The 22,966-nt window shown below is 64.8% G+C and carries 23 protein-coding genes; 15 read left to right on the top strand and 8 right to left on the bottom strand.

What is annotated here, in order from left to right; all coding sequences use genetic code 11:
- Positions 1 to 54: 54 nt before the first annotated feature.
- Both lptG and lptF read right to left on the bottom strand, forming a co-directional pair.
- The gene (gene lptG / locus IPM73_04290) at positions 55 to 1,137 is read right to left on the bottom strand and encodes an LPS export ABC transporter permease LptG (protein ID MBK8917283.1); all 1,083 of its coding nucleotides are present in this window, start codon (positions 1,135 to 1,137) and stop codon (positions 55 to 57) included.
- Positions 1,138 to 1,265: 128 nt separating this feature from the next.
- Complete coding sequence (gene lptF / locus IPM73_04285) at positions 1,266 to 2,348, bottom strand: LPS export ABC transporter permease LptF (GenBank protein MBK8917282.1); 1,083 nt, start codon at positions 2,346 to 2,348, stop codon at positions 1,266 to 1,268.
- Between the two features lie 71 nt (positions 2,349 to 2,419).
- Here lptF and IPM73_04280 point away from each other — a divergent pair, with 71 nt between their 5' ends.
- The 6 genes from IPM73_04280 to IPM73_04255 all read left to right on the top strand — a co-directional run bounded on the left by IPM73_04280 (position 2,420) and on the right by IPM73_04255 (position 9,141).
- Positions 2,420 to 3,916, top strand: a complete 1,497-nt coding sequence (locus IPM73_04280; protein MBK8917281.1) for a leucyl aminopeptidase — start codon at positions 2,420 to 2,422, stop codon at positions 3,914 to 3,916.
- A gap of 10 nt (positions 3,917 to 3,926) precedes the next feature.
- Positions 3,927 to 4,349, top strand: a complete 423-nt coding sequence (locus IPM73_04275) for a DNA polymerase III subunit chi (GenBank protein MBK8917280.1) — start codon at positions 3,927 to 3,929, stop codon at positions 4,347 to 4,349.
- Positions 4,349 to 4,762: a hypothetical protein gene (locus IPM73_04270; protein ID MBK8917279.1), complete on the top strand. Its 414-nt coding sequence runs from the start codon at positions 4,349 to 4,351 to the stop codon at positions 4,760 to 4,762. Before IPM73_04275 ends, IPM73_04270 begins: the two co-directional genes overlap by 1 nt.
- A gap of 12 nt (positions 4,763 to 4,774) precedes the next feature.
- On the top strand, positions 4,775 to 5,572 hold the full coding sequence (locus IPM73_04265) for a crotonase/enoyl-CoA hydratase family protein (protein MBK8917278.1): 798 nt from the start codon (positions 4,775 to 4,777) through the stop codon (positions 5,570 to 5,572).
- 114 nt (positions 5,573 to 5,686) lie between these two features.
- Positions 5,687 to 8,644 (top strand): valine--tRNA ligase, encoded by a 2,958-nt coding sequence (locus IPM73_04260; protein ID MBK8917277.1) that lies wholly within the window; start codon positions 5,687 to 5,689, stop codon positions 8,642 to 8,644.
- Between the two features lie 14 nt (positions 8,645 to 8,658).
- Positions 8,659 to 9,141 (top strand): hypothetical protein, encoded by a 483-nt coding sequence (locus IPM73_04255; protein MBK8917276.1) that lies wholly within the window; start codon positions 8,659 to 8,661, stop codon positions 9,139 to 9,141.
- A 6-nt stretch (positions 9,142 to 9,147) separates the two neighbouring features.
- Here IPM73_04255 and IPM73_04250 read toward each other — a convergent pair whose 3' ends face one another.
- From IPM73_04250 to IPM73_04235, 4 genes are all read right to left on the bottom strand, one after another.
- Positions 9,148 to 10,275 (bottom strand): trypsin-like peptidase domain-containing protein, encoded by a 1,128-nt coding sequence (locus IPM73_04250; GenBank protein MBK8917275.1) that lies wholly within the window; start codon positions 10,273 to 10,275, stop codon positions 9,148 to 9,150.
- A gap of 111 nt (positions 10,276 to 10,386) precedes the next feature.
- Entirely contained in the window at positions 10,387 to 12,219 is a 1,833-nt protein-coding gene (gene pabB / locus IPM73_04245) for an aminodeoxychorismate synthase component I (GenBank protein MBK8917274.1), read from the bottom strand.
- A gap of 102 nt (positions 12,220 to 12,321) precedes the next feature.
- Entirely contained in the window at positions 12,322 to 12,549 is a 228-nt protein-coding gene (locus IPM73_04240; protein MBK8917273.1) for a sulfurtransferase TusA family protein, read from the bottom strand.
- A gap of 39 nt (positions 12,550 to 12,588) precedes the next feature.
- Positions 12,589 to 14,040, bottom strand: coding sequence for a M48 family metallopeptidase (locus tag IPM73_04235; GenBank protein MBK8917272.1), 1,452 nt, complete (start codon positions 14,038 to 14,040; stop codon positions 12,589 to 12,591).
- 65 nt (positions 14,041 to 14,105) lie between these two features.
- On the opposite strand from IPM73_04235, the gene moaC reads away from it, so the two are divergent.
- The 3 genes from moaC to soxZ are packed head-to-tail and all read left to right on the top strand — an operon-like array spanning position 14,106 to position 15,394.
- The gene (moaC, locus tag IPM73_04230; GenBank protein MBK8917271.1) at positions 14,106 to 14,591 is read left to right on the top strand and encodes a cyclic pyranopterin monophosphate synthase MoaC; all 486 of its coding nucleotides are present in this window, start codon (positions 14,106 to 14,108) and stop codon (positions 14,589 to 14,591) included.
- A 4-nt stretch (positions 14,592 to 14,595) separates the two neighbouring features.
- The gene (gene soxY, locus IPM73_04225; protein ID MBK8917270.1) at positions 14,596 to 15,081 is read left to right on the top strand and encodes a thiosulfate oxidation carrier protein SoxY; all 486 of its coding nucleotides are present in this window, start codon (positions 14,596 to 14,598) and stop codon (positions 15,079 to 15,081) included.
- A 1-nt stretch (position 15,082) separates the two neighbouring features.
- Entirely contained in the window at positions 15,083 to 15,394 is a 312-nt protein-coding gene (gene soxZ / locus IPM73_04220; protein MBK8917269.1) for a thiosulfate oxidation carrier complex protein SoxZ, read from the top strand.
- Between the two features lie 83 nt (positions 15,395 to 15,477).
- Here the strand turns inward: soxZ and IPM73_04215 are convergent, their stop codons facing one another.
- Complete coding sequence (locus IPM73_04215; protein MBK8917268.1) at positions 15,478 to 15,681, bottom strand: cold-shock protein; 204 nt, start codon at positions 15,679 to 15,681, stop codon at positions 15,478 to 15,480.
- Between the two features lie 318 nt (positions 15,682 to 15,999).
- Here IPM73_04215 and clpS point away from each other — a divergent pair, with 318 nt between their 5' ends.
- The 6 genes from clpS (at position 16,000) to IPM73_04185 (ending at position 22,321) form a co-directional block, all read left to right on the top strand.
- Complete coding sequence (gene clpS / locus IPM73_04210; protein MBK8917267.1) at positions 16,000 to 16,308, top strand: ATP-dependent Clp protease adapter ClpS; 309 nt, start codon at positions 16,000 to 16,002, stop codon at positions 16,306 to 16,308.
- Positions 16,308 to 18,563, top strand: coding sequence for an ATP-dependent Clp protease ATP-binding subunit ClpA (gene clpA / locus IPM73_04205; protein ID MBK8917266.1), 2,256 nt, complete (start codon positions 16,308 to 16,310; stop codon positions 18,561 to 18,563). Before clpS ends, clpA begins: the two co-directional genes overlap by 1 nt.
- A 69-nt stretch (positions 18,564 to 18,632) precedes the next feature.
- The gene (rraA, locus tag IPM73_04200) at positions 18,633 to 19,124 is read left to right on the top strand and encodes a ribonuclease E activity regulator RraA (protein ID MBK8917265.1); all 492 of its coding nucleotides are present in this window, start codon (positions 18,633 to 18,635) and stop codon (positions 19,122 to 19,124) included.
- A gap of 256 nt (positions 19,125 to 19,380) precedes the next feature.
- Entirely contained in the window at positions 19,381 to 20,691 is a 1,311-nt protein-coding gene (gene aceA, locus IPM73_04195) for an isocitrate lyase (protein ID MBK8917264.1), read from the top strand.
- A 248-nt stretch (positions 20,692 to 20,939) separates the two neighbouring features.
- Positions 20,940 to 21,503, top strand: coding sequence for a hypothetical protein (locus tag IPM73_04190; protein ID MBK8917263.1), 564 nt, complete (start codon positions 20,940 to 20,942; stop codon positions 21,501 to 21,503).
- Positions 21,467 to 22,321 carry a hypothetical protein gene (locus tag IPM73_04185; GenBank protein ID MBK8917262.1) on the top strand — a complete coding sequence of 285 codons (855 nt, stop codon included), beginning with the start codon at positions 21,467 to 21,469 and terminating at the stop codon, positions 22,319 to 22,321. The genes IPM73_04190 and IPM73_04185 overlap by 37 nt, the downstream gene beginning before the upstream one ends.
- Before the next feature lie 5 nt (positions 22,322 to 22,326).
- On the opposite strand, the gene IPM73_04180 is transcribed toward IPM73_04185, so the two are convergent.
- A complete protein-coding gene (locus IPM73_04180; protein ID MBK8917261.1) occupies positions 22,327 to 22,902 on the bottom strand; it encodes a hypothetical protein in 576 nt (191 codons plus the stop codon).
- Positions 22,903 to 22,966: the final 64 nt, after the last annotated feature.

The following is a 22,966-nucleotide window of genomic DNA, read 5'->3' as shown; positions in this document are numbered from 1 at the left end:
CCGGCGGGGCAGCCCCGCCTACTGCCAGGCATAGCGGGTCCGCAGCTCCGAAATTCAGCGGCGCTCGACCCACCAGATCATGCCGACGGCAGCCAGTAGGAACAAAGCCGAGGGCATGGCGGCACTAGCGAAGGGCGGCCATGCGTTGATCACCCCGAGGCTGGAGAAAAGTCCGTTCAGCATATGGAAAAGAATACCGATCATCACCCCGGCGAATATCTTGATGCTCACCCCACCAATGCGGTCGTGGGAGTAGCCGAAGGGCAGTGCCAAAGCCACCATGACTAGGGCCGCCAGGGGATAAATCAGTTTCTTCCACAGGGCGATCTCGTAGCGTTCGGTCTTTTGCCGGTTGTCCGACAAATGCCGAAAGTAGTGATACAGGCCGTAGAGGGACATGCGTTCCGGTGCCACCATCAGTACCGATAGAAGATCTGGCGTCACGGCGGAATGCCATTCCAGGCTGTCGCGGCGCTCGACGCTCGCCCGCTCCCCCTCGATGCGAGTCGATACCACGTCGGTGAGCACCCAGCGGTCAGGGATTCGGAACTCCCCTTCCCTGGCTTCGGTTACCGATTCCAGGGCAGCAGATTCGTCGAATCTGTAGATGCGCACGCCCTGCAAGCGCGAATCTGCCGTCGCCGTGCGGATGTTGATGAAACTTCGGCCATCCTTCACCCAAAGGCCGGTGTCGAACCCCTGATGGGCGATCACGTTTTTGATCGCCCGAGTCTTCAGCTCCTGGGCGGCGCGCTCGGAGAATGGCATGACCGCCTCGCCGATCAACAGGGTCACGAGGGCCAGGACACCGGCTACTCGAAACAGCGTCAGCAGCAAATCCCGAGTTGACATGCCGGATGCCCTCAGGACGGTGATTTCCGAGTGCCGCGCCAAGGTCGAGAGGCAATAGAGCGTCCCGATCAGCACAGCGATGGGAATCAGCTCGTAAAGGCGGGCTGGAACGCTCAGGGTGACGAAGATGATTGCGTGGCCGTACTGGTAGCCCCCCTTGCCGACGCTGCGCAATTCATTGATGAGATCGAAGAAGCTGAAGAGGGCGATGAACGCCGCCAGCACCAGCAAAATCGCCGCGAAGGCTTCCCGCATGAGGTAACGCTGAAAAAGTTTGGGCGCCATGGCTCAGAACAAGTGACGCGCAGCGTTGCCGCGGCCTGTCCGCGCGGGGAGTACGTAATAGTCGCCCGGCCTGAATGAACGGAACACCGCAGAGGCTTTCGTCATGAGATACACGCACGCACCATGCGTCAGGTCCGCCCCCGATGCCAGGGCATGCGCAAGTGTATGCGGCGGAAGAACATGAGTGCCACCGGCACGAGCATCGCTGCATGGGCCAGCCACAGCCCAACCCAGAAAGAGACCTTGCCGTGGGAGACCCAGGACTGGCTCATGGAGAGAAGATTGCTGTAGATAGCGTAGATCAGGATGGCGACGAGGACATTGGCGGAACGCCCCGCTCGTGGATTCACGTAAGAGAGGGGAATGGCCATCAAGGCGAGCACCAGGGCCGACGCCGGCACTCCCAAACGCCACACGACTTCCCCACGGGCCGAATTGTCGGGGTCGGCGAGAATTTCCGGGAAGGGCCGTCGACTGGGAAGGATGTTCGAGGGCTTGGCCTCGGCATCCTCGGTGCGCACGCCATAGCGTTCGAATTCCATGACTTTGAATTCGGGCGTTCCGGGTTCCACCTCGTAACGGCGGCCGTTTTCCAGAATCATGAAGCGATCGCCATTGTCCATGACCTCCTGGTGGCCAGAAGCGGCCATCACGACACCGAGCTTTCCATTCTGGTAGGACGACACGAAAACGCTACGCACCCGACTGACGTCCTCACTGAAATTCTCGACAAATATCACCCGCTGACCATCCCGCACTTCGCGGAAGGCCCCGGGAATGATCTGGCTCGCATCATTGCGGGCAGCGAGTCGCGCCCGGTAATCTGCACTCTTCAGATGGGCCCAGGGGGAAAGAAAAGCGGAGAGCAGCGCAATGGCAAGTATCTGAGGCAGGGAAAACTTGAGAACCGGCCGCAACCAGGCCGTCAGCGGGAGACCCGCCGACTGCCAGACCGCCATTTCCGAATCCCGGTAAACCCGGGACATACTGAGCAAAATCGAAACGAACAGCGTCAGAGACAGCAGAACCGGAAGAAAATTGAGCGCGGCAAAGCCCAGCAGGACCAGCACGCCCTCGGGAGCGATCCTTCCGCCGGCCGCGTCGTTGAGCAGCCGGATGAGCTGGGTCGAGGTGAGGATGGCGAGCAGCGCGACGCTGATCCCAGCCGCCGCCTGAGCGAATTCGCGCCGGGCGGCGCGCTCGAATATCATGCTTTGACGAAACTGAAAAAATGCGGGGATAATCCCCTGATTACATGAATTTGCGTCATCAGGAGCGGCAAGTGGAATTTAGCATAAAAAGCGGAAGCCCGGAAAAACAGCGCAGCGCCTGCGTCGTCGTCGGTGTCTTCGAACCGCGCAAGCTGACCTTGCCGGCAGAACTTCTGGACAAGGCCTCAGAGGGTTATCTTTCCGACCTGCTGCGCCGCGGCGACATGGAAGGCAAGGCGGGCTCGACCCTGCTGCTTCACAACGTGCCCGGCACACTGTGCGACCGCATTCTGCTCGTCGGCCTGGGCCGCGAGAAGGATTTCCGCGAACGGGAGTTCATCGCTTCGGTACGCACCGCGGTCAAGACCCTGAATGAGACCGGCGCCTTCGACGCGTCCTTCTTCCTGACCGAAACAGCACTCAAGAAGCGGGGGACCGCCTGGAAGGTGCGCCAGTCGGTACTTGCCGCCCTGGAGGCCACCTACCGCTTCGACCAATACAAGAGCAAGAAGGACGAGGTCCGCCGCCCCTTGCGCAAGCTGACCCTGGCCGTCGAGCGCCGCAATGAACTCGCCGCCGCCGAAGAAGCCCTGGCCCAGGGCGAAGCCATCGCCGCCGGGGTCGCTTTTGCCCGCAGCTTGGGCAACACTCCCCCCAATGTGTGCCATCCCACCTGGCTGGCGGAACAGGCCACCCAGGTCGCCAAGGACGAAGGCCTCAGTTGCGAGGTCCTCGACGGTGCCGCCATGGAAGCCCTGGGAATGCACTCCCTCCTGGCAGTCTCCCGCGGATCCCACCAACCGCCGCGCCTCATCGTCCTCGGTTACAAGGGTGGCAAGGCGGGGGACAAGCCGGTCGTGTTGGTCGGCAAGGGGGTCACCTTCGATACCGGCGGCATTTCCCTCAAGCCCTCGGCCGACATGGACGAAATGAAATTCGACATGTGTGGTGCCGCCTCGGTCCTCGGCACCATCCTGGCTGCGGCCCGCATGAAACTGCCCCTCAATCTCACCGTTGTCGTCCCGGCGGTGGAGAACATGCCCGGCGGCGGTGCCACCCGACCGGGGGACATCGTCACCTCCATGTCTGGCCAGACCATCGAAATCCTCAATACCGACGCCGAAGGCCGCCTCATTCTCTGCGACGCCCTGACCTACAGCGAACGCTTCGAGCCCGACACGGTCATCGACGTGGCGACCCTCACCGGGGCCTGCGTGGTCGCCCTGGGCCACGTGGCCAGCGGCCTGTTCTCCAGCCGCGACAGTCTGGCCCGGGATCTCCTCGACGCCGGCGACGCCGCCCACGACCGGGCCTGGCACCTGCCCCTGTGGGACGATTACCAGGAACTCCTCAAGAGCCCCTTCGCCGACATGGCCAACATCGGCGGCCGCTGGGGCGGTTCGATCACCGCAGCCTGCTTCCTGGCCCGCTTCACCAAGAAGTACGATTGGGCACACCTGGACGTTGCCGGCACCGCCTACCGTGCGGGTAACGACAAGGGCGCCACCGGCCGCCCCGTTCCGCTCCTCGCTCACTACCTGCTCGCCCGGGTGGGCAAGCTGGATTGACCCCCGGGCCGTGACCCAGGTTTTCTTCTATCACGGCGCCCGGGACAAGCTGGCGGCCGCCTGTTCCCTGATCGGCAAGGCCTGGGGCCAGCGCAAGCCGGTCCTCGTCTTCGCGCCCCAACCCGGGCAAGCCGATGAAGTCGATCGCCTCCTGTGGAGCCAGACGGCGCTGAGCTTCATTCCCCACTGCCGCGCAGACTCTCCCCTAGCGGCGGAAACGCCCATCCTCATCACCACCGCCCTTGACGCACCGCCGCAGGACGAGCGCCTCCTGAACCTCGGGCCGGAAGTACCGCCCAATTTCTCCCGTTTTGCCAGTCTCATCGAAGTGGTCGGCCAGGAGGACGAGGATCGTAACGCCGCCCGGGAGCGGGTCCGCTTCTACAAGGAGCGGGGTTATGCCATCCAGTACTTCGATCTGAGCGCCTCCTGATGGACGAGCTCGAAGGCATCGCGCCTCCCAGCAAGGTCTTTGCCCGGGCCGATGCCCTGATGAATCGGCGCCGGCCTGTCTCGCCCAGCGAGGCGGAGGACATTCCCGTCCTCACCGACGTGGTGGGCGACGACGAACTTCCAGTGCTCGACGCCGAATTGCCCGCGACGACCGTTGCGACACCACCCGCCGCGGCGCCTACCCCCCTAACACCGGCCGGCCCGGCGCCCGCTGCGCTGGCGGAGCAGTTGAGCACGCTCGTGCAGCGGCGCCTGGAAGCTGAGTTGCCGAATCTGGTCGAAGCCGCTCTGGCAGCAGCGATGCCTGCGATCACGGCAGACCTGCGCCGCGGCGTCGAAGACACCGCCCGGGACGTGCTGGCTGAGTTTGCGGCGCGCCAGCGCCACGACTGACGCCCTCTTCCCATGAGCCCCCGCGTGCTCCTTGAACGGGACGGCCCCATTGCCGTCCTGACCCTGAACGATCCCCCAACGCGCAATGCCCTGTCGGATCCGCAGCAGTTCGACGCCGTCGTCACGGCCTGCGACGCCCTCCAGGCTGATCCGCACGTCAAGGTGCTCATTCTGACCGGCGCAGGCGAAACCTTCTGCGCTGGTGGAAACATCAAGGATTTTCGCGACCGCGAGGGCCTCGCCGCGGGGAGCCCCGCGGATATCCGCGAAAACTATCGCCGCGGCATTCAGCGCGTTCCCCTCGCCCTGCACCGCCTCGACCTTCCCACCATCGCCGCGGTCAATGGACCCGCCATTGGCGCCGGCTGCGACCTGGCCTGCGCCTGCGACATACGCATCGCCTCCGATACCGCTCTCTTTGCCGAGAGCTTCGTCACCCTCGGCCTCATCTCCGGCGACGGCGGGGCGTGGCTGTTGCAGCGGGTCGTCGGCTACAGCCGGGCCGCCGAATTGAGTTTCACCGGCGAGCCCATCGGCGCCGCGGAGGCCGAGCGTATCGGCCTTGTCTCCCGCGTGGTTCCGCCGGAGCGTTTGCTGCCGGAAGCGCACGCCCTGGCCGAGCGCATCGCCCGCAACCCGGGCGGCGCCCTGCGCCTCAGCAAGCGTCTCCTGCGCGAGGCGCAGAGCGCACGCCTGGAAAGCGTTCTGGAACTCTCCGCCGCTGGCCAGGCGCTCATGCATGTGTCCCCGGAGCACGAGACCGCCGTCGCGGCCTACTTCGCCAAACGCGGCAGCAAGCCAGGTCCATAGGCTGGCGTGGATGCCGGGAGTCTCGCGGATATCCGCGGGGCAGGCGGGTCCCAGCCTGCCGGCGCTACGGCCCTTGCCGGTATAATTCAAGGTTTTCCTTTTTCTCCCAAGGCCATGGAACTCGCCAAAGCTTTCGAACCCGCGGACATCGAGCGCCGCTGGTATCCCGACTGGGAATCCAAGGGTTATTTCGCCGCCGGCCTCGACCAGGCGAAGCCCGCCAGCGATGCCTTCTGCATCCTGCTGCCGCCGCCCAACGTCACCGGCACCCTGCACATGGGTCACGGTTTCAACCAGACCCTCATGGATGCCCTCACCCGCTACTACCGCATGCGGGGCCACAATACCCTGTGGCAGCCGGGTACCGACCACGCGGGCATCGCTACCCAGATCGTCGTCGAGCGCCAACTGGACGCCCAGGGCATTTCCCGCCACGACCTCGGCCGTGAGAAGTTCCTGGGAAAGGTCTGGGAATGGAAGGAATACTCCGGTGGCACCATCACCCGCCAGATGCGTCGCATGGGCACCAGCCCCGACTGGACCCGGGAGCGCTTCACCATGGACGCCGGCCTCAACAAGGTGGTCACCGAAACCTTTGTCCGTCTCTACGAAGAAGGCCTGATCTACCGCGGCAAGCGCCTGGTGAACTGGGATCCCAAGCTGCACACCGCCGTGTCCGATCTGGAAGTGGTGCAGGAAGAAGAAGACGGCTTCATGTGGCACATCCGCTACCCCCTGGCCGACGGCTCGGGATCGCTGGTGGTGGCCACCACCCGGCCGGAAACCATGCTCGGCGACACCGCCGTCATGGTGCATCCGGAAGATGAGCGCTACAAGGCGATGATCGGCAAGAGGGTCAAGCTGCCGCTCACCGACCGCGAGATTCCCGTCATTGCCGACAGCTACGTCGACCTCGAATTCGGCACCGGCTGCGTCAAGGTCACGCCCGCCCACGACTTCAACGACTACGCCGTGGGCCAGCGCCATGGCCTGCCGATGATTTCCATCCTCGCCCTGGACGGCACGGTCAACGACAATGCCCCGGAGAAATACCGGGGCCTGGACCGCTTCGACGCGCGGAAGGCCGTCGTCGCCGATCTGGAAGCCCACGGCGTCCTGGAAAAGACCGACAAGCACAAGCTCAAGGTACCCCGCGGTGACCGCACCGGCGTGGTCATCGAGCCCATGCTCACCGATCAGTGGTTCGTCGCCATGTCCAAGCCCGGGGCCGATGGCATGTCGATCACCGCAAAGGCCCTCGACGTGGTCGCTTCCGGCGACATCAAGTTCGTCCCGGAAAACTGGGTCAATACCTACAATCAGTGGCTGAACAACATCCAGGACTGGTGCATCTCGCGGCAACTCTGGTGGGGCCATCAGATCCCCGCCTGGTATGACGCCCTGGGCAACGTCGTCGTCGCCCACAGCGAGGAGGAAGCCGTCGCCCGCTGGAAGGAACGGGCCGAAGCCCGCATCGCCCACCTCAAGGGCGACCTCTCCCGGGCCCGCTTCGTCGAGCACCACCCGGAATCCCCCGATTTCCTCGCCAACGCCAGCCTGGAGCAGCTCGAAACCCTGCTCGCCGAAGGCCCCCGCCTCACCCGCGACCCGGACGTCCTCGACACCTGGTATTCCAGCGCCCTGTGGCCCTTCTCGACCCTGGACTGGACGTCTGAATGGCCGGCCAAGTCTAACCCGGCACTGGACCTCTACCTGCCCTCGACGGTGCTGGTCACTGGCTTCGACATCATCTTCTTCTGGGTCGCCCGCATGGTCATGATGACCAAGCACATCACCGGCAAGATCCCCTTCAAGCACGTCTATGTGCATGGCCTCATCCGCGACGCCGAGGGCCAGAAGATGTCGAAATCCAAGGGCAACGTGCTGGACCCCATCGACCTCATCGACGGCATCGGCATCGAGGATCTGGTCAAGAAGCGCACCTTCGGCCTCATGAACCCCAAGCAGGCCGAACAGATCGAGAAGAAGACGAGGAAAGAATTCCCCGAGGGCATCCCCGCCTTCGGCACCGATGCCCTGCGCTTCACCTTCGCCAGCCTGGCCAGCCCAGGCCGCGACATCAAGTTCGACCTCAACCGCTGCGACGGCTACCGCAATTTCTGCAACAAGCTGTGGAACGCCACCCGCTTCGTGCTGATGAACGTCGAGGGCCACGACCTGGCGCTGGACCACCAGCAGCAGGCCGACGGCTCCTGCCCGGTCCCTGCCGGCGGGCGGCTGAAATTCAGCTTCGCCGACCGCTGGATCGTCAGCCAGTTGCAGCGGGTCGAAGCCGAAGTCGAGCAGCACTTCACCGATTACCGCTTCGACCTCCTGGCCCAGGCCATCTACAAGCTCGTCTGGGACGAGTTTTGCGACTGGTACCTGGAAATCGCCAAGGTCGAGATGCAGCATGGCGACGAGGCCGCCGCCCGGGGCGCCCGCCGCACCCTGGTGCGGGTGCTGGAAGCCATCCTGCGCCTCGCCCACCCCCTGCTGCCCTTCATCACCGAGGAACTGTGGCAGACGGTGGCTCCCATCGCCGGCAAGAAGACCCACGACTCGATCATGCTCGCCCCCTACCCCCGTGCCGAGCCCAATCGCATCGACGCCGCCAGCGAAGCCAAGGTGGAGCGCCTGAAGGCCCTCACCTACGCCTGCCGCAACCTGCGGGGCGAGATGGGCATCTCTCCGGCCCAGCGCATGCCCTTGCTGGTGGCCGGCGGCGGCGAGGAAATTTCGGAGTTCGCCCCCATCCTGCAAGCTCTGGGTAAGCTCTCCGAGGTACAAATGGTCGCCGACATGCCGAGCGACGCCGTGGCCCCGGTGGCCGTGGTGGGCGAAACCCGTCTCATGCTCAAGGTGGAGATCGACGTCGCCGCCGAGCGGGAGCGCCTGACCAAGGAAATCGACAAGCTGGAGAAGCAGATCGCCAGCGACAGCGCGAAGCTCTCCAACGAGGGTTTCGTGGCTCGGGCACCGGTGGCAGTGGTCGATCAGACCAAACAGCGGGTGGCCGAGTTTTCCGCCACCCTGGAAAAACTGAAGCCTCAGCTCGCCAAGTTGGGCTGAACCCGGAGATTTCGATGCAGGACAAGCGCAGCTTCTTCACCCAGGTGTTCACCGCCCTGATGATCTTTTCCTTTCTGGTTGGCGTGTGTTCCGTCGCGTTCATCACCGCCTGGCCCTGGGAGAAGAGCAATCCGGCGTGGAAGCCCGAATTCCGCCTGGTGGTGGCCTGCGGTGAGCAGAAGGAAGTTTGCGGTGTCGCCTGGCGCGATCTGGCCCAGGAACGCACTGCGGGCCGAGTCACCGCCCTGGCCCCCACAGCCCCGGCGGGCGATCTGGAAGAACCCCTCAACTGGCTGCGCTGGACTTCGGACCAGGGCGTCTACGAGGTCAAGGCCTCGTCCTGGCACTTTCAGACCATCGTCCGCTACCGCATCGAGAACGACACGCCCGTTCTGGTCGCCTACCAGGACGTGGACGTCGCCCGGGCCTTCACCTACGCCATCGGCGCCGCCATCTTCATGATGGTCGGGTTGTACCTGCGCAAGCTGAGGGGCTGAGCGCGCCTACTCCCGTCCTTCGGCCAGGGTCAGACTGAGCTGGAGGGTCTTGCCTTCGCGCAGGATGCCCAGGACGATGCGGTCGCCGATGCGCTTGCCGCCGAGGATGCGGTCGATGTCGGAGGAATTGTAAACCGGGCTCCCGTCCAGGGACTGCAGGACATCCCCCGGGTCCACCGTACCGTCCCGCCCCACACGTGAGGGGCGCAGTCCGGCCTGGGCAGCGGGCGAACCCGGCGCCACGTCCAGGATGAGAACCCCCTTGACCCCCATCTGTTGCAGCACCACGGCGCTCACCCGGTCGATGACGTTGAATCCGGCCGTGGGCCTTCGGTAATAGCCGAAGGCGATCAATTCCGGAACCACCCGATTCACCGTGTCCACGGGCACCGAAAATCCGATGCCCGCACTCGCGCCGGAAGGGCTGTAGATGGCGGTATTGACCCCGATCAGCCGACCGGCGCTGTCGAGCAACGGCCCCCCGGAATTGCCCGGATTGATGGCCGCGTCGATCTGGATCAGGCGATGGATGGGATTGCCTTCCTCGCCGTCGATGGAGCGATTGAGGGCAGAAATCACGCCAGTGGTCAGGGTATGGTCGAAGCCGAAGGGATTGCCGATGGCCAGGACCCGCTGCCCCACCTGAAGGTCGGCGCTGGCCCCCAGGGGCAAGGGCGCGGGGCGCCGCTCGGGCACCGTGATCTTGAGCACCGCAAGATCGTGGTCCGGACTGGCGCCCACCAGTTCTGCGGCAAATCCGCGCTGGTCCGCCAGCCGCACCAGGGCGCCCTTGGCCCCCGACACGACGTGGAAATTGGTCACCACGTGCCCCTGGTCGTCCCACACGAAACCGGACCCCGTTCCCCGCGGCACCTCCTTGACGTTCATGGTCCACAGGTTGAGCACCCGGTCCAGGGTAGTGATGTAAACCACGGAGGGGCTGGCCTTCTTGAAGATGGCGATGGTCGAATTTTCCTCCGCCGTCAGGGGCCCCCGGGGCGCCACCGGCCGTACGGTAGGATCCCTTGTGGTCACTGGGGGCGCAGCGACTGCCCCGGCCAGGGAGCAAACAGTGAGCAGGAGGAAGATCGAGGCCCGGGCAGCCCGAGACTGAGGAGTACGAAGCGATTTCATGAATGAAAATTGCGAGAGAAAGAGGAGCGCGAGGACGGCCCCTGCCCGTCACGCGTGAGACAGGCCGGGCGAGGATGATCCTGATCATACCCCGGCCGCAGGGCCAACATTTCACGGGGCCTGAACAAGGCTGACCGGTACCAGACCCCGCAGGGCGTTGCCCAGGAAGCAGCCCGCGGCCAGGTCGGCCGGCCCCAGAACCGCCTCGCGAGCCCGACCCGAAGCCAGCAGTTCTGCCCGCAGGACCCCGGGCAAGGCGCCGCTGGCGATGGGCGGCGTCAGCAGGAGCCCTTCCCGGGGGACGAAGACCGTGCTGCGTGCGCCTTCCGCCACTTCACCCCGGCGGTTGAGGAAGATCACGTCAAAGCACTCCGGCTGGTCGGCCAGGGTCGCGAGTGCCCGGTCGTAGGCGCCCCGGACTGAGGTCTTGTGGCGCCGCAGGGGATCGTCGCCGTCGATGGCCTCCAGCGCCAGACGGGCGAAACGGGGTCCGGCAGGCTCCGGCAGGAGCGGCGAGAACGTCGCTTCGGGGCAGCCCGCGCGCCCCAGGGTAAGGCGCACGCGCCAGATACCGCGGGTAGAGCAACCGGCCAGGGCCGCCATGATGCGCTCCCGCGGGAAGGGAAAACCGAACCAGGTCGCCGAGCATTCCAGGCGGGCCAGGTGGCCTTCGAGGCGGAGGCACACGCCGTCCTCGCAGCGCAGGGTTTCGATGAGAACGAGGCCCGGATCGTGTTCGGTCAGGAAGGCCGCCTTGAGGCGGCACTCGCGCCACTCGTCTTCTGCGTCGGAATCGGCCACAACACCGCTGCCTATCCCCAGGGTTCCGCTGCCGTCGGCGGCCAGTTCCAGGGTGCGGATGGCGACGTTGAGGCGAAAGCCGCCCTGGGCATCGATCCAGCCCAGGGCCCCGGTATAGAGGCCCCGCGACCCCTCCTCCAGTTCGCCGATGATCTGCATGGCGCGTATCTTGGGCGCTCCGGTCACCGATCCGCAGGGGAAGAGCGCTGCCAACACCTTGCCCAGGCCGCCCTCGGGCACCCGTGCGGAAACCTCCGACACCATCTGCCAGACCGTGGGATAGGCCTCCACTTCGAACAGGCGGTCGACCCGCACGCTGCCCGGCACCGCGATGCGCCCCAGGTCATTGCGCAGCAGGTCGACGATCATCAGATTCTCGGCCCGGTCCTTTTCCGAAGCGCGCAGCGCTTCCGCCCCCCGCTCCCGTGGCGCGGTGCCCTTCATGGGCCGCGTCACCACGCTGTCGCCGCGTCGTTCGACGAAGAGTTCGGGCGAGAGCGAGACGATGGCTTCGCCACCCACCGCTACGAATCCCCCATAGCGCACCGGCTGCCGCTGCCGCAACGCCGCGTAGAGCGCGAGGGGGTCTCCGAACCAGGCAAATCGGCAAGCCAGGGTGAAATTCACCTGATAGCAGTCCCCCGCCACGATGTAATCCTGGATGCGCTCCAGGCGCTGGCGGTAGGCGGCGAGGTCCGTGCCATAGGACAGGCCTCCCACGCCAGCATGGCGCCGGTCGGACGGCAGTTGGGCCAGACGCTCGTCCAGCCAGGCTCCCGCGGCGTCGGGCGTCAGTTCCTCACAACGGGAAAAACGCCAGAAGCGGGCCAGGACGCCGCCCTCTGCCCGGGTGGCAAGCCCCGTCGCCGGCTCCAGGACATGGCCCAATTCGTAGGCCAGGGCAGCCACCCAGTGGGCGCCGGACGTCCGCGCAAGCATGGCCTCGACTTCGGCCCGGTTATGGCAGACGACCGTCTCCTGCAAGTCCGAAAAGAGCCAGGCTGCAGGCTGACCGGGAAGCGCACCGCGGTCCTCCAGAAAGGCCAGGTCGTTACAGCCGGCCCCCGGGGAGGCGCCGCCGGCGCCGTCTCTGTGCCCCTCCTGCCCGAGTCCGACGCCCATGTTCTGGCTGCGCGGCGTCATGGAAGCCCTCGCCCGGACTGCGTCACGGGGTCCCGCGCCCGTAGGGGGGAAGAAGCGGGACGCGCACGTCGCCGCGGGCACTTCATGACTGCGAACAGAGTTTTACTTGCGCCTGAGGAAAAACTCGAAGACGCGGTCCTCTTCACCTTGCTGCAGCAATTCGTTGCCGGTCTGGCGGGCGAAGGCGGCGAAATCCTTGATGGCGCCAGGGTCCGTGGCCAGTACCCGCAGCACCTGACCCGTTTCCATTTCAGCCAGGGCCTTCTTGGTCCGCAGGATGGGGAGGGGGCAATTGAGCCCCTTGACGTCGAGTTCGCGGTCGTAGTGCATGGTTCGCGCCAGAATTCGGGAAAGGCGCCCATTCTAGCGCTACCAGCGCCGCTTTTCCTTCAATTCATCCTCGAGCCGCTTCTTCATTTCCCGCAGGCGCGCATCGATGACCGAAAGCTCGTAAAAATTGGCGTCGCCGGCCCTTTGGGCCCACTGCAATTGTTCCACCGCCGCCTGGGTCTGCCCCTGCAGGGCAAAGACCTCGGCCAAAGCCCGATGCTGCTGGGCGCGCCGCCCCAGGCCGGCATAGCTTTCCGCCCGGAACTTGTGCAGACGCACATCGTCCGGGTAAATCTGCAACTGAGTTTCGGCAAAGTGCAGGGATTCCGCATAACGCTTCAAGGCCACCAGAGCCTCGGCGTAGCCGTAGATCAGCGCGTAATTGAGCGCATAGCGGGCCATGGCCTCGCGGTAGAGCGCCAGCCCCCCCGCTGCATCGCCCTGACCGATGCGAGCCTCGGCCAGCAGGTGGTCAATCATGGGCGATTCGGCCTTGAGCTTCCGCACCGCCTGGATTTCCGCTTCCGCACCGGCCCAGTCGCGGGAGCGCCCCAGGGCCACGGCCAAGCCATAGCGGGCCGCCGCTTCGGATGCGAATTTGCGGTCGCCCACCAGAGCCTGCATGTCCTTGCGCGCTTCGGCAGGCGTCCCTTGCTTGGCCCGCAACTTGGCCCGCACGAGCTGGAATTCGAGACTATCCGGCACCTGACGGTAGGGAACGGCCTGCTCCCGGTTTTGCATGTCCGAAATGCGTTCGCCGGTTACCGGGTGGGTGCGCAGGTAAACCGGAGCATTGTTTTCGTACACCCGGGTCGCCCTCTGGAGGCGCTCGAAGAAAATCGACATCCCACGCACGTCGAACCCGGCCTTGCGCAGCACCTCGAAGCCCGATCGGTCGGCCTCGCGCTCGAAATCGCGGCTGTAACCCAGTTGCGCGGCTATGGCTCCCGCCTGGGAGGTAGCGATGGCGGCCCCGGCAACCTGGGAATTGGAGCGAGCCGCCAGCAGGCCCACCACCATGGCCAGCATGGTTCCCATGGATAACTGCTTCTCCCGCATGACCTGGCGGGCGATGTGGCGTTGGGTGACGTGGGAGATTTCGTGAGCGAGCACCCCAGCCAGTTCCGATTCACTCTGGGATGCCAGCAGGAGCCCGGCGTTTACGCCGATGAACCCCCCGGGCATGGCAAAGGCGTTGATCGAAGTGTCGTTTACACCAAAAAAGTAAAAGCCGATGGCCGGATCGTCACTCACGGCCACCAGACGGCCACCCAACTGATTGAGGTATGTTTCGATGTCCGGATCGTCGAGATAACTCGGATCCCGCCAGCGGAACTCGTGCATGATTTTCTGGCCGATCTTCTTTTCCGTGGCAGGGGAAAGATCTCCGGCGGACGCTTCGCCCAGGTCGGGCAGATCGTCGCCGCGGGCCGGCGAAAGGGTCAGCAGCAGGGCCAGGGCGCTGGCGGTGAGGCGGTTCGCGAGGGGCATGGGTGCTATGATAGCCCACCCGCGCGGCGCTCAGTCCGCGAACCCGTAAGCGAAGGTAAACCGTCTTGAATCCCTCACCCCTCACCCATTTCGACGCTGCCGGCCAGGCCCACATGGTGGATGTCGGCGGCAAGAGCGACACAGCCCGTCTGGCCAGAGCGGCGGGCTCGATCTTCATGGAAGCGACCACCCTGGACCTGATTCGTTGCGGGAGCGCCAAGAAAGGGGATGTCCTGGGAATCGCCCGGGTCGCAGCCATCATGGCCAGCAAGCGCACCGGCGAACTGATCCCCCTCTGCCACCCCATCGCCCTCACCCGGGTCGCTGCCGAATTTACCGTCGATAGCGAGCAGGGCGCGGTCCATTGCGAAGTCACCGCAGAGTGCCATGGCGGCACCGGCGTCGAGATGGAAGCACTGACCGCGGTGTCCGTCGGCCTCCTCACCATCTACGACATGTGCAAGGCCGTGGACCGGGGCATGCGTATCGAAGGTATCCGCTTGCTGGAAAAGAAGGGCGGCAAGTCCGGACACTGGCTCAGGCCCCGCTGACAGCATGGACGAATCACCGGCCTGCCGCTTGCGCCGCTCCCTGCTGCGAGGTGCCACCGGCCTGCCCTTGCTGACCCTGCTGGGAGGGGGTCTCCTCGTCCCGCACCGGGTGCTGGCGGCGGATTGGAACCGCGCCGCATTCACCGCCCGCAACCTCTCCGATGCCCTGCGCGCCTACGGTGCAGCGACGGCGACGGACACGCGCGACATCGCCATCAACGCGCCAGAAATCGCCGAGAACGGCGCCAAGGTGGAAGTCGAGATCAGTTCCAGACTGGCTGACACACGCAACCTGGCCGTATTTGCCGAGAAGAATCCCATGCCCCTGTGCGCGACACTCGATTTTGCCGAGGGGGTACTGCCCTACGTCCGCATTCAACTCAAGCTGGCGGAGAGTACTCGCCTGCGGGTGGTCGCCCGCACCGGCGATGGACGGAATCACGTCGCCTGGCGCGAAGTCAAGGTCACCCTGGGGGGGTGCGGAGCCTGACATGGCAGACCCTATCAAGATCAGGGCGCAGGTGCAGGGGGAGATCACCGAAATCCGCATGCTGCTCCAGCACCCCATGGAGACGGGTCTGCGCAAGGATGAGCGCGGCCAAATTCTGCCCGCCCATTTCATTCAGACCTTCGTCGTCAGCCTGAATGGCCGCCCACTCATCGAAGGTCAGCTCAATACGGCGGTCGCCCGTAATCCCTTGTTTGCCTTCCGCACCCGGGGCCCTAAACCCGGCGACCGGATCGAGGTCAGTTGGATCGATTCCCGGGGCGAACGGCGCAGCGACGAAACGACCGTCGCCTGACGTTCCCAGAGAGGCACGAGGGCCGCATGGAGGCGAAAAAAAACCCGTCCGAAGACGGGTTAGACGAATTCCGTTGCCGGAAATCAGGCGCGCTGGATGTTGGAAGCTTGCTTGCCCTTGGGGCCTTGCACGACTTCGAACGAAACCTTCTCGCCTTCCTTCAGGGTCTTGAAGCCGTTCATGTTGATGGCGGAAAAATGAGCGAAGAGGTCTTCGCTGCCATCGTCCGGGGTAATGAAGCCAAACCCCTTGGAATCATTGAACCATTTGACGGTGCCTAGTGCCATGTCTGCTACTTTCCTACGAAAACTTTAATGAAACGGGTTCCCCCGACTCCCCGTCTGACTTCACCGACCTGATGCCCGGGGCATCCCTGATGCTGGCTGAATCCAAACGTTCTGGCTTTCTACGCGCAATAACCCTATGCGTCAACATCTATTTTTTTCGCAGCGCAGCAAAAAACCAAGGCCTGGCGCGGGTTTCCGGGCGACGGCCCCTGCATTCGACCGGCAAAAGCGGCCTTGGCACAATCGAGATCGATTTCTCGGCTTGTGCACAGCGGGAACGCCTATTGCACAATGACCCGGACTGTATAGAATCAATTCATGGCGACCAAACCGATGGACGGAGAGCTCCTGGAAGCGCAGCGCACGCGCGCCCGGCCACCGCGGTTGTACAAGGTTCTGCTGCTGAACGACGATTACACCCCCATGGATTTCGTGGTCGCCGTCCTCCAGCGTTTTTTTGGCATGGACACCGAACAGGCAACCCGAATCATGCTCAAAGTTCACACTGAAGGTCGCGGCCTCTGCGGGGTGTTTCCCCGCGATATCGCCGCAACCAAGGTGGAGCAGGTGAGCGCCTATTCCCGCCAGCACCAGCATCCGCTAGCCTGCGTCATGGAGGAAAACTGATGATCGCCCAGGAACTCGAGGTCAGCCTGCACATGGCCTTCGTCGAAGCGCGGCAGAAGCGGCATGAATTCATCACCGTCGAGCACCTGTTGCTCGCCCTCCTCGACAACCCCTCCGCCGCCGAGGCCCTGCGCGCTTGCGGTGCCAAGGTCGAGGCCCTGAGGCGCGACCTCACCAATTTCATCGCCGAACACACGCCTTCCGTGTCCGGTGAGGATGAAATCGATACCCAGCCCACTCTGGGCTTCCAGCGCGTCATCCAGCGCGCCATCCTGCATGTGCAGTCTTCCGGCAAGAAGGAGGTCAATGGCGCCAACGTCCTGGTGGCCATCTACGGCGAAAAGGATTCCCACGCGGTTTATTTCCTGCAGAAACAGGGCGTCACCCGCCTGGACGTGGTCAATTTCATTTCCCACGGCATCAGCAAGGTGCCGCAGCAAAAGGCGCCCTCCGAGGGCGAGACGGAGACCGACTCCGAGCAGGCCCAGGCCGGCCCCCTGGAGCAATACACCATCAACCTGAACGCCCTGGCGCTGCAAGGCAAGATCGACCCCCTCATCGGACGCGACAAGGAACTGGAGCGGGTCATCCAGACCCTGTGCCGGCGGCGCAAGAATAATCCGCTGCTGGTGGGCGAGGCCGGCGTCGGCAAGACGGCCATCGCCGAAGGACTGGCCCGCCGCGTGGTGGAGAGCGACGTCCCGGAAATCCTGGCCAAGGCCAACGTCTACGCCCTGGACATGGGCGCCCTGCTGGCCGGCACCAAGTATCGCGGCGATTTCGAGCAGCGTCTGAAGGGCGTGCTGAAAGCCCTGCAGGACAACCCCAACGCCATCCTCTTCATCGATGAAATCCATACCCTGATCGGAGCCGGCGCGGCTTCCGGCGGCACCCTGGATGCCTCCAACCTGCTGAAGCCGGCGCTGTCCTCCGGCTCCCTGAAGTGCATCGGGGCAACGACGTACACCGAATTCCGCGGCATTTTCGAGAAGGACAGCGCCCTTTCCCGCCGCTTCCAGAAGATCGACGTCAATGAGCCGTCGGTGGCGGAAACCGTGGAAATCCTCAAGGGCCTCAAGGCCCGCTTCGAGGCCCACCACGGCATCAAGTACTCGGCCACGGCGCTGTCGTCCGCTGTCGAGCTTTCTGCCCGCTACATCACCGACCGTCACCTGCCCGACAAGGCCATCGACGTCATCGACGAAGCCGGTGCCGCCCAGCGCATCCTGCCCAAATCCAAGCAGAAGAAGGTCATCGGCAAGCAGGACATCGAGGAGATCGTCGCCAAGATCGCCCGTATCCCCTCGCAGCACGTCACCACCGACGACCGTGGCGCCTTGAAGAACCTGGACCGCGACCTGAAAGCCGTGGTCTTCGGCCAGGACAAGGCCATCGACGCCCTGGCCAAAGCCATCAAGATGGCCCGTTCCGGCCTGGGCAACCCGGGCAAACCCATCGGTTCCTTCCTCTTCTCCGGCCCCACCGGCGTCGGCAAGACGGAAGTGGCAAAGCAGCTCGCCTACTGCATGGGCGTCGAGTTGCAGCGCTTCGACATGTCGGAATACATGGAGCGCCACGCGGTCTCCCGCCTCATCGGCGCGCCCCCGGGGTACGTGGGCTTCGACCAGGGCGGCCTGCTGACCGAGGCGATCAGCAAGAAGCCCTATTGCGTGCTGCTCCTGGACGAGATCGAGAAGGCCCATCCGGACATCTTCAACATCCTGCTCCAGGTGATGGACCATGGCACGCTCACCGACAACAACGGGCGCAAGGCCGATTTCCGCAACGTGGTCATCATCATGACCACCAACGCCGGCGCCGCCGATCTGCAGAAGACCAGCATGGGCTTCACCTCGTCCAAGCAGACGGGCGACGAGATGCAGGAGATCAAGCGCCTGTTCACGCCGGAATTCCGCAATCGCCTGGACGCCACCATTTCCTTCGCCGCCCTGGACCACGACATCATCCTGCGGGTGGTGGACAAGTTCCTCATGCAGTTGGAGGAGCAACTCCACGAGAAGAAGGTGGAAGCCCATTTCACCGACGCCCTCAAGGAAATGCTGGCGGGCAAGGGTTTCGATCCTCTCATGGGTGCCCGCCCCATGGCCCGCTTGATCCAGGACACCATCCGTTCCGCCCTGGCCGACGAGCTGCTCTTCGGCAGGCTGGCCAACGGCGGCCACGTGACCGTGGACCTGGATGCCGAAGGCAAGGTCAAGCTGGTCTTCGAGGAAGAGGCCGAAGCCGTCGCCTAAGACCGCGTCACTCCACTCCCCAAAGCCATGCAACCCATGGCTTTTCTTTTTCCTTGCCGGAGATTTCCCATGAGCTTTGAAACCGCCGACCTTTGCGACCAGTACGAAGCCGAACTCGGCACCACCGTCCGCGTCGTTGCCCCCATGTTCCGCAGCTACGGCGGCCGTCCGGCCTTTGCCGGCCAGATCGTCACCCTGAAGCTGTTCGAGGACAACTCCCTGGTGCGAGAAGCGCTGGGCGAGGACGGGCGCGGCAAGGTGCTGGTGGTGGACGGCGGCGGCTCCCAGCGCTGCGCCCTGGTCGGCGATCAACTGGCCGTCCTGGCCCGGAAGAACGGCTGGGAGGGCATCGTGGTCTATGGCTGCATCCGCGACTCCGCCGCCATCGGCGAGGTCGACCTCGGCGTCCGGGCCCTGGCCACCCACCCCCAGAAGAGCATCAAGAAGGGCGTCGGTGACCGCAATCTGGCCGTCACCTTCGGCGGCGTCAACTTCCGGCCCGGTGAGTGGCTCTACGCCGACGCCGACGGCGTGGTCGTCGCGGATCGCGCTCTGACCTGAACCCAGGCCGCCGATTCCGGTCGAAGGACCACCCGGCTGCCGGCGGGGCCAAACCGGCGTTTCACTGGCACAAAACTCATTTCACCATACAAAATTTACGATGCAAGCAATTGGTTTTAAAGGCAATAATTCCGTCTTATGTCTTATATAAGACAATTGCTCCCCAGCCGGAAAGCCTCTATACTCGCTCCCCATCGGCGCAATCCGTGCGGATCGCGTCGTCAACACCTCAACCTGTCATCTTCAAGGAAATCTCATGAGCACTCGCGAACAGCAAATCGCCGCCCTGGAAAAGGATTGGGCCGAAAACCCCCGCTGGAAGAACGTCAAGCGCGGTTACTCCGCCGCTGACGTCGTCCGCCTGCGCGGCTCCCTGCAGCCGGAATACACCCTGGCCCAACGCGGTGCCAAGATCCTCTGGGAAAAGGTCAACGGCGGCGCCAAGAAGGGCTACGTGAATGCTTTCGGCGCCATCACCGCCGGTCAAGCCATGCAACAGGCAAAGGCTGGCCTGGAAGCCGTGTATCTGTCCGGCTGGCAGGTCGCTGCCGACGGCAACACCTCCGAAACCATGTACCCGGACCAGTCGCTGTACGCCTACGACTCCGTCCCCACCATGGTTCGCCGCATCAACAACACCTTCAAGCGCGCTGACGAAATCCAGTGGTCCCGCGGTATCAACCCGGGCGACAAGGGTTTCATCGACTACTTCCTGCCCATCGTCGCTGACGCGGAAGCCGGTTTCGGCGGCGTTCTGAACGCCTTCGAACTGATGAAGAACATGATCGCCGCCGGTGCCGCTGGCGTTCACTTCGAAGACCAGCTGGCAGCCGCCAAGAAGTGCGGCCACATGGGCGGCAAGGTGCTCGTTCCCACCCGTGAAGCCGTCGAGAAGCTCATCTCCGCTCGTTTTGCCGCCGACGTCATGGGCGTTCCGACCCTGATCCTGGCCCGTACCGATGCCGAAGCGGCCAACCTGATCACCTCCGACTACGACGCCAACGACAAGCCCTTCCTCACCGGCGAGCGTACCCAGGAAGGCTTCTTCCGCGTCAAGAACGGCCTGGAGCAGTCCATCTCCCGCGGCGTTGCCTACGCGCCCTACGCCGACCTCGTGTGGTGCGAAACCGGCGTGCCCGATATCGGCTTCGCCCGTGAATTCGCCCAGGCCGTGCTGGCCGCCTGCCCGGGCAAGCTCCTGTCCTACAACTGCTCGCCGTCCTTCAACTGGAAGAAGAACCTCTCCGACTCCCAGATCGCTTCCTTCCAGGAAGAACTGTCCGCCCTCGGCTACAAGTATCAGTTCATCACCCTGGCCGGCATCCACATCAACTGGTACAACACCTTCCAGTTCGCCCAGGCCTACGCCGGCGGCGAAGGCATGAAGCACTACGTCGAGATGGTGCAGGAGCCGGAATTCGCCGCTCGCGAACAGGGCTACACCTTCGTCTCCCACCAGCAGGAAGTCGGTACCGGTTACTTCGACGAAGTCACCACCGTCATCCAGGGCGGCTCCTCCTCCGTCAAGGCCCTCACCGGCTCCACCGAAGAAGAGCAGTTCCACTAAGCAACGCCCTCCGCCCCGCGCCATGCCGCGGGGCCACAAGGGCCGGCCCTCACGAGGGGCCGGCCCTTTGTTTTGCAGGCCCCGGGAAGAAAACCCGTCCCGGCACCTGCGCAGGCGCGTCCCTGAGAGCGCCGCTTGCGCGGACGGCTGCTGTACGTCAGGCCGGCTCGCTGCTACCTTCCTGGCCAGAATCCGATCCACCGTCGCCGCTGCGGAAAGGCCAGCGGCCCCCCCGCAAGGAAGTCACGATGACTGGTGAATGGCAATTACTCTTCGAGCTCGCCGATCCCCGTACCCCGGATCGGAAAATAGCCCTCGGCGTCGCGCTTGCGGTCGGGCTCGTCGCCGCATTGTGGTACTGGCGGGCAGTGAAGACCGGGGGCGAAACGACACCGGTTTTCGTCCTGGGATTCATCGCCGTGGCGATCGTCGTCGTCGGCGTCCTGGTACCGGCCTGGGACGCGCGCCAAACACTCGCTGCCGTGCGTGACGGTAGCGCGCGGCGGGTCGAAGGTCCGGTTACCGCCCACCGGCGCTGGCAGGAACGCACCAGCACCGGCACCGCCAAACCCCTCGCGGCCACCGGCGATACCTCCAACCGGGAGTCGATCACGGTTGGCGGGGTCAACTTCGAATTCATGGCCGGAGAATACGAAATCGCGATGGAGCGCCGCGGTCTGACGCCGGTCCCCCTGCAAGACGGCATGTGGCTGCGCATCCAGTGGCGCGACCGCGGCAAGGGGGAACCCAGAGAACGGCAGATCGCCACCCTGGAATGGTCACCCTCCCGATCCACGCCGACGACGCCATGACCGGGCCGGAGATCGGCAGCCTCAAGGGCTGCAGCGTTACCCTGGGGCGCTATTCTTCGGGCGTGGTCGTCCGCGCGCGGCGCCCCTGGATCGACAGCGAGGGCCGCCCCTGTCCGGCCGATTTTGTCGCACGCATCCAGCAGATGACGCGGGAACGCTTCGATCCCTTCTGCCCCATTGATGTCCTCTTCGAGGACGAGCATGGCGTCGCCACCACCCTGCGCTACGCCATCAGCCGCGAAGGCCCGGCCTTCGAGGATCTCTTCGAAGCCCAGTCGCAGCCCTGGGGCCCCTGGCCGGGCCAGGAGGTGCCCCCGCCACCGTCAGCGCCGCACTTCCGCGCAGTTCCTCCACCGCAGGCTGATGAGCCCCCGCATGGGGCAGGCGTAGATGTCTCCATACCCGCGAATCCGCCTGTTGCACCGACCCCGCCGCACGGGAGCGGCGGATTCCAGGGGCAGATCGATCAGGCCCTCGCCCTCCTGAGCAAGGGCCAGGCCGTCCAGGCCCACGATAAGTGGACCGCCTACGTCCAGGGCATCGGCCCCATGGGCGACTGGGGCGAGGCCGCCCGCCTGGCCCGTCAATGCAGCGCCCGGGCCATGGCCCTGCGCCGGGGCGCGCTCATCAGCGACCCGGTCGCCTGGTGCTGGCTGCGGGAGCAGGCCATGCGTTTCTGGTATTCCTGGGCCGGTCAGGCCACCAGTGGCGGCGAAGGCACCGCGATGATGGGCGAAGTCCGCGCCGCCGAGCGGGAATTCGCCGACGCCGAGCGCGAGCACGTCCGGTGGGGTGGCGCTCCGATCCCGGGGGACTAAAGCTCTCAGCGCAGAATGAAGTAGCGCAGGCCGATTGCCACCACGGGTGCCGCCGCCCAGAGCCACGCCAGCGTCCGCGCGCCGGCGCCGATCATCACCAGCAACACGAGCAGCCAGATGCCGCCTCCGGCGACGACGAGCACGTTGGTTTTCCATCCCCAGGGGGTCAGGGTCAAGGCCGAAACCAGGGTGCAGGCGATGAAGATCAAGGTGCCGTAAGCCGTCACGGCCACAGGAGCCATACCGACCCCCGCATTGCGGCTGTCGCCGTAGTCGACGGTCATCAGCAGCAGGTAAGCTGCCAGATTCAGGCCCACCAGGGTCGCGAGCCACAAACGCCCGACGGTCCACGCCCAACTCGTGTCGCCCCGGGGCCAGACCTTGAAGGCCAGCCAGAAGAGCAGCGGCACGGCGAACACGGGAAGCCATTGGGCACCGAGGACGAGCAGTTCGTTGCCCCGCGCCGTGGCTGGCACGTTCAAGCGCGCCAGCAGCCCGCAGGCCATGACGATCAGCAACCAATATCCTTCCGGACCGAGCAGAACCCGCAGCATCGTCATGTCGCCCCCCGACTTCCCCATGGGCCGGATTCTGCGGCGGGCCGCCCCCCCGGAGCAAGTCATCGACACGCCGACGACGCGACGA

It is taken from the genome of Betaproteobacteria bacterium (assembly GCA_016720065.1).
Lineage (GTDB): Bacteria > Pseudomonadota > Gammaproteobacteria > Burkholderiales > Rhodocyclaceae > SSSZ01.
The sequence above is the reverse complement of the archived record's forward strand: the minus strand, read 5'-3'. Positions and strand labels throughout refer to the sequence as shown.

Bases quoted from the DNA above. Each gene is read 5' to 3' on its own strand.
- pabB (MBK8917274.1), bottom strand. From the start codon at position 12,219: ATGACGCCGCGCAGCCAGAACATGGGCGTCGGACTCGGGCAGGAGGGG.
- IPM73_04215 (MBK8917268.1), bottom strand. From the start codon at position 15,681: ATGGCACTAGGCACCGTCAAATGGTTCAATGATTCCAAGGGGTTTGGC.
- IPM73_04185 (MBK8917262.1), top strand. From the start codon at position 21,467: ATGGTCACCCTCCCGATCCACGCCGACGACGCCATGACCGGGCCGGAG.
- lptG (MBK8917283.1), bottom strand. From the start codon at position 1,137: ATGGCGCCCAAACTTTTTCAGCGTTACCTCATGCGGGAAGCCTTCGCG.
- aceA (MBK8917264.1), top strand. From the start codon at position 19,381: ATGAGCACTCGCGAACAGCAAATCGCCGCCCTGGAAAAGGATTGGGCC.
- clpS (MBK8917267.1), top strand. From the start codon at position 16,000: ATGGCGACCAAACCGATGGACGGAGAGCTCCTGGAAGCGCAGCGCACG.
- IPM73_04240 (MBK8917273.1), bottom strand. From the start codon at position 12,549: ATGCACTACGACCGCGAACTCGACGTCAAGGGGCTCAATTGCCCCCTC.
- IPM73_04270 (MBK8917279.1), top strand. From the start codon at position 4,349: ATGGACGAGCTCGAAGGCATCGCGCCTCCCAGCAAGGTCTTTGCCCGG.
- clpA (MBK8917266.1), top strand. From the start codon at position 16,308: ATGATCGCCCAGGAACTCGAGGTCAGCCTGCACATGGCCTTCGTCGAA.
- soxZ (MBK8917269.1), top strand. From the start codon at position 15,083: ATGGCAGACCCTATCAAGATCAGGGCGCAGGTGCAGGGGGAGATCACC.
- IPM73_04190 (MBK8917263.1), top strand. From the start codon at position 20,940: ATGACTGGTGAATGGCAATTACTCTTCGAGCTCGCCGATCCCCGTACC.
- IPM73_04255 (MBK8917276.1), top strand. From the start codon at position 8,659: ATGCAGGACAAGCGCAGCTTCTTCACCCAGGTGTTCACCGCCCTGATG.
- IPM73_04180 (MBK8917261.1), bottom strand. From the start codon at position 22,902: ATGGGGAAGTCGGGGGGCGACATGACGATGCTGCGGGTTCTGCTCGGT.
- IPM73_04235 (MBK8917272.1), bottom strand. From the start codon at position 14,040: ATGCCCCTCGCGAACCGCCTCACCGCCAGCGCCCTGGCCCTGCTGCTG.
- rraA (MBK8917265.1), top strand. From the start codon at position 18,633: ATGAGCTTTGAAACCGCCGACCTTTGCGACCAGTACGAAGCCGAACTC.
- IPM73_04250 (MBK8917275.1), bottom strand. From the start codon at position 10,275: ATGAAATCGCTTCGTACTCCTCAGTCTCGGGCTGCCCGGGCCTCGATC.
- IPM73_04265 (MBK8917278.1), top strand. From the start codon at position 4,775: ATGAGCCCCCGCGTGCTCCTTGAACGGGACGGCCCCATTGCCGTCCTG.
- lptF (MBK8917282.1), bottom strand. From the start codon at position 2,348: ATGATATTCGAGCGCGCCGCCCGGCGCGAATTCGCTCAGGCGGCGGCT.
- soxY (MBK8917270.1), top strand. From the start codon at position 14,596: ATGGACGAATCACCGGCCTGCCGCTTGCGCCGCTCCCTGCTGCGAGGT.
- IPM73_04260 (MBK8917277.1), top strand. From the start codon at position 5,687: ATGGAACTCGCCAAAGCTTTCGAACCCGCGGACATCGAGCGCCGCTGG.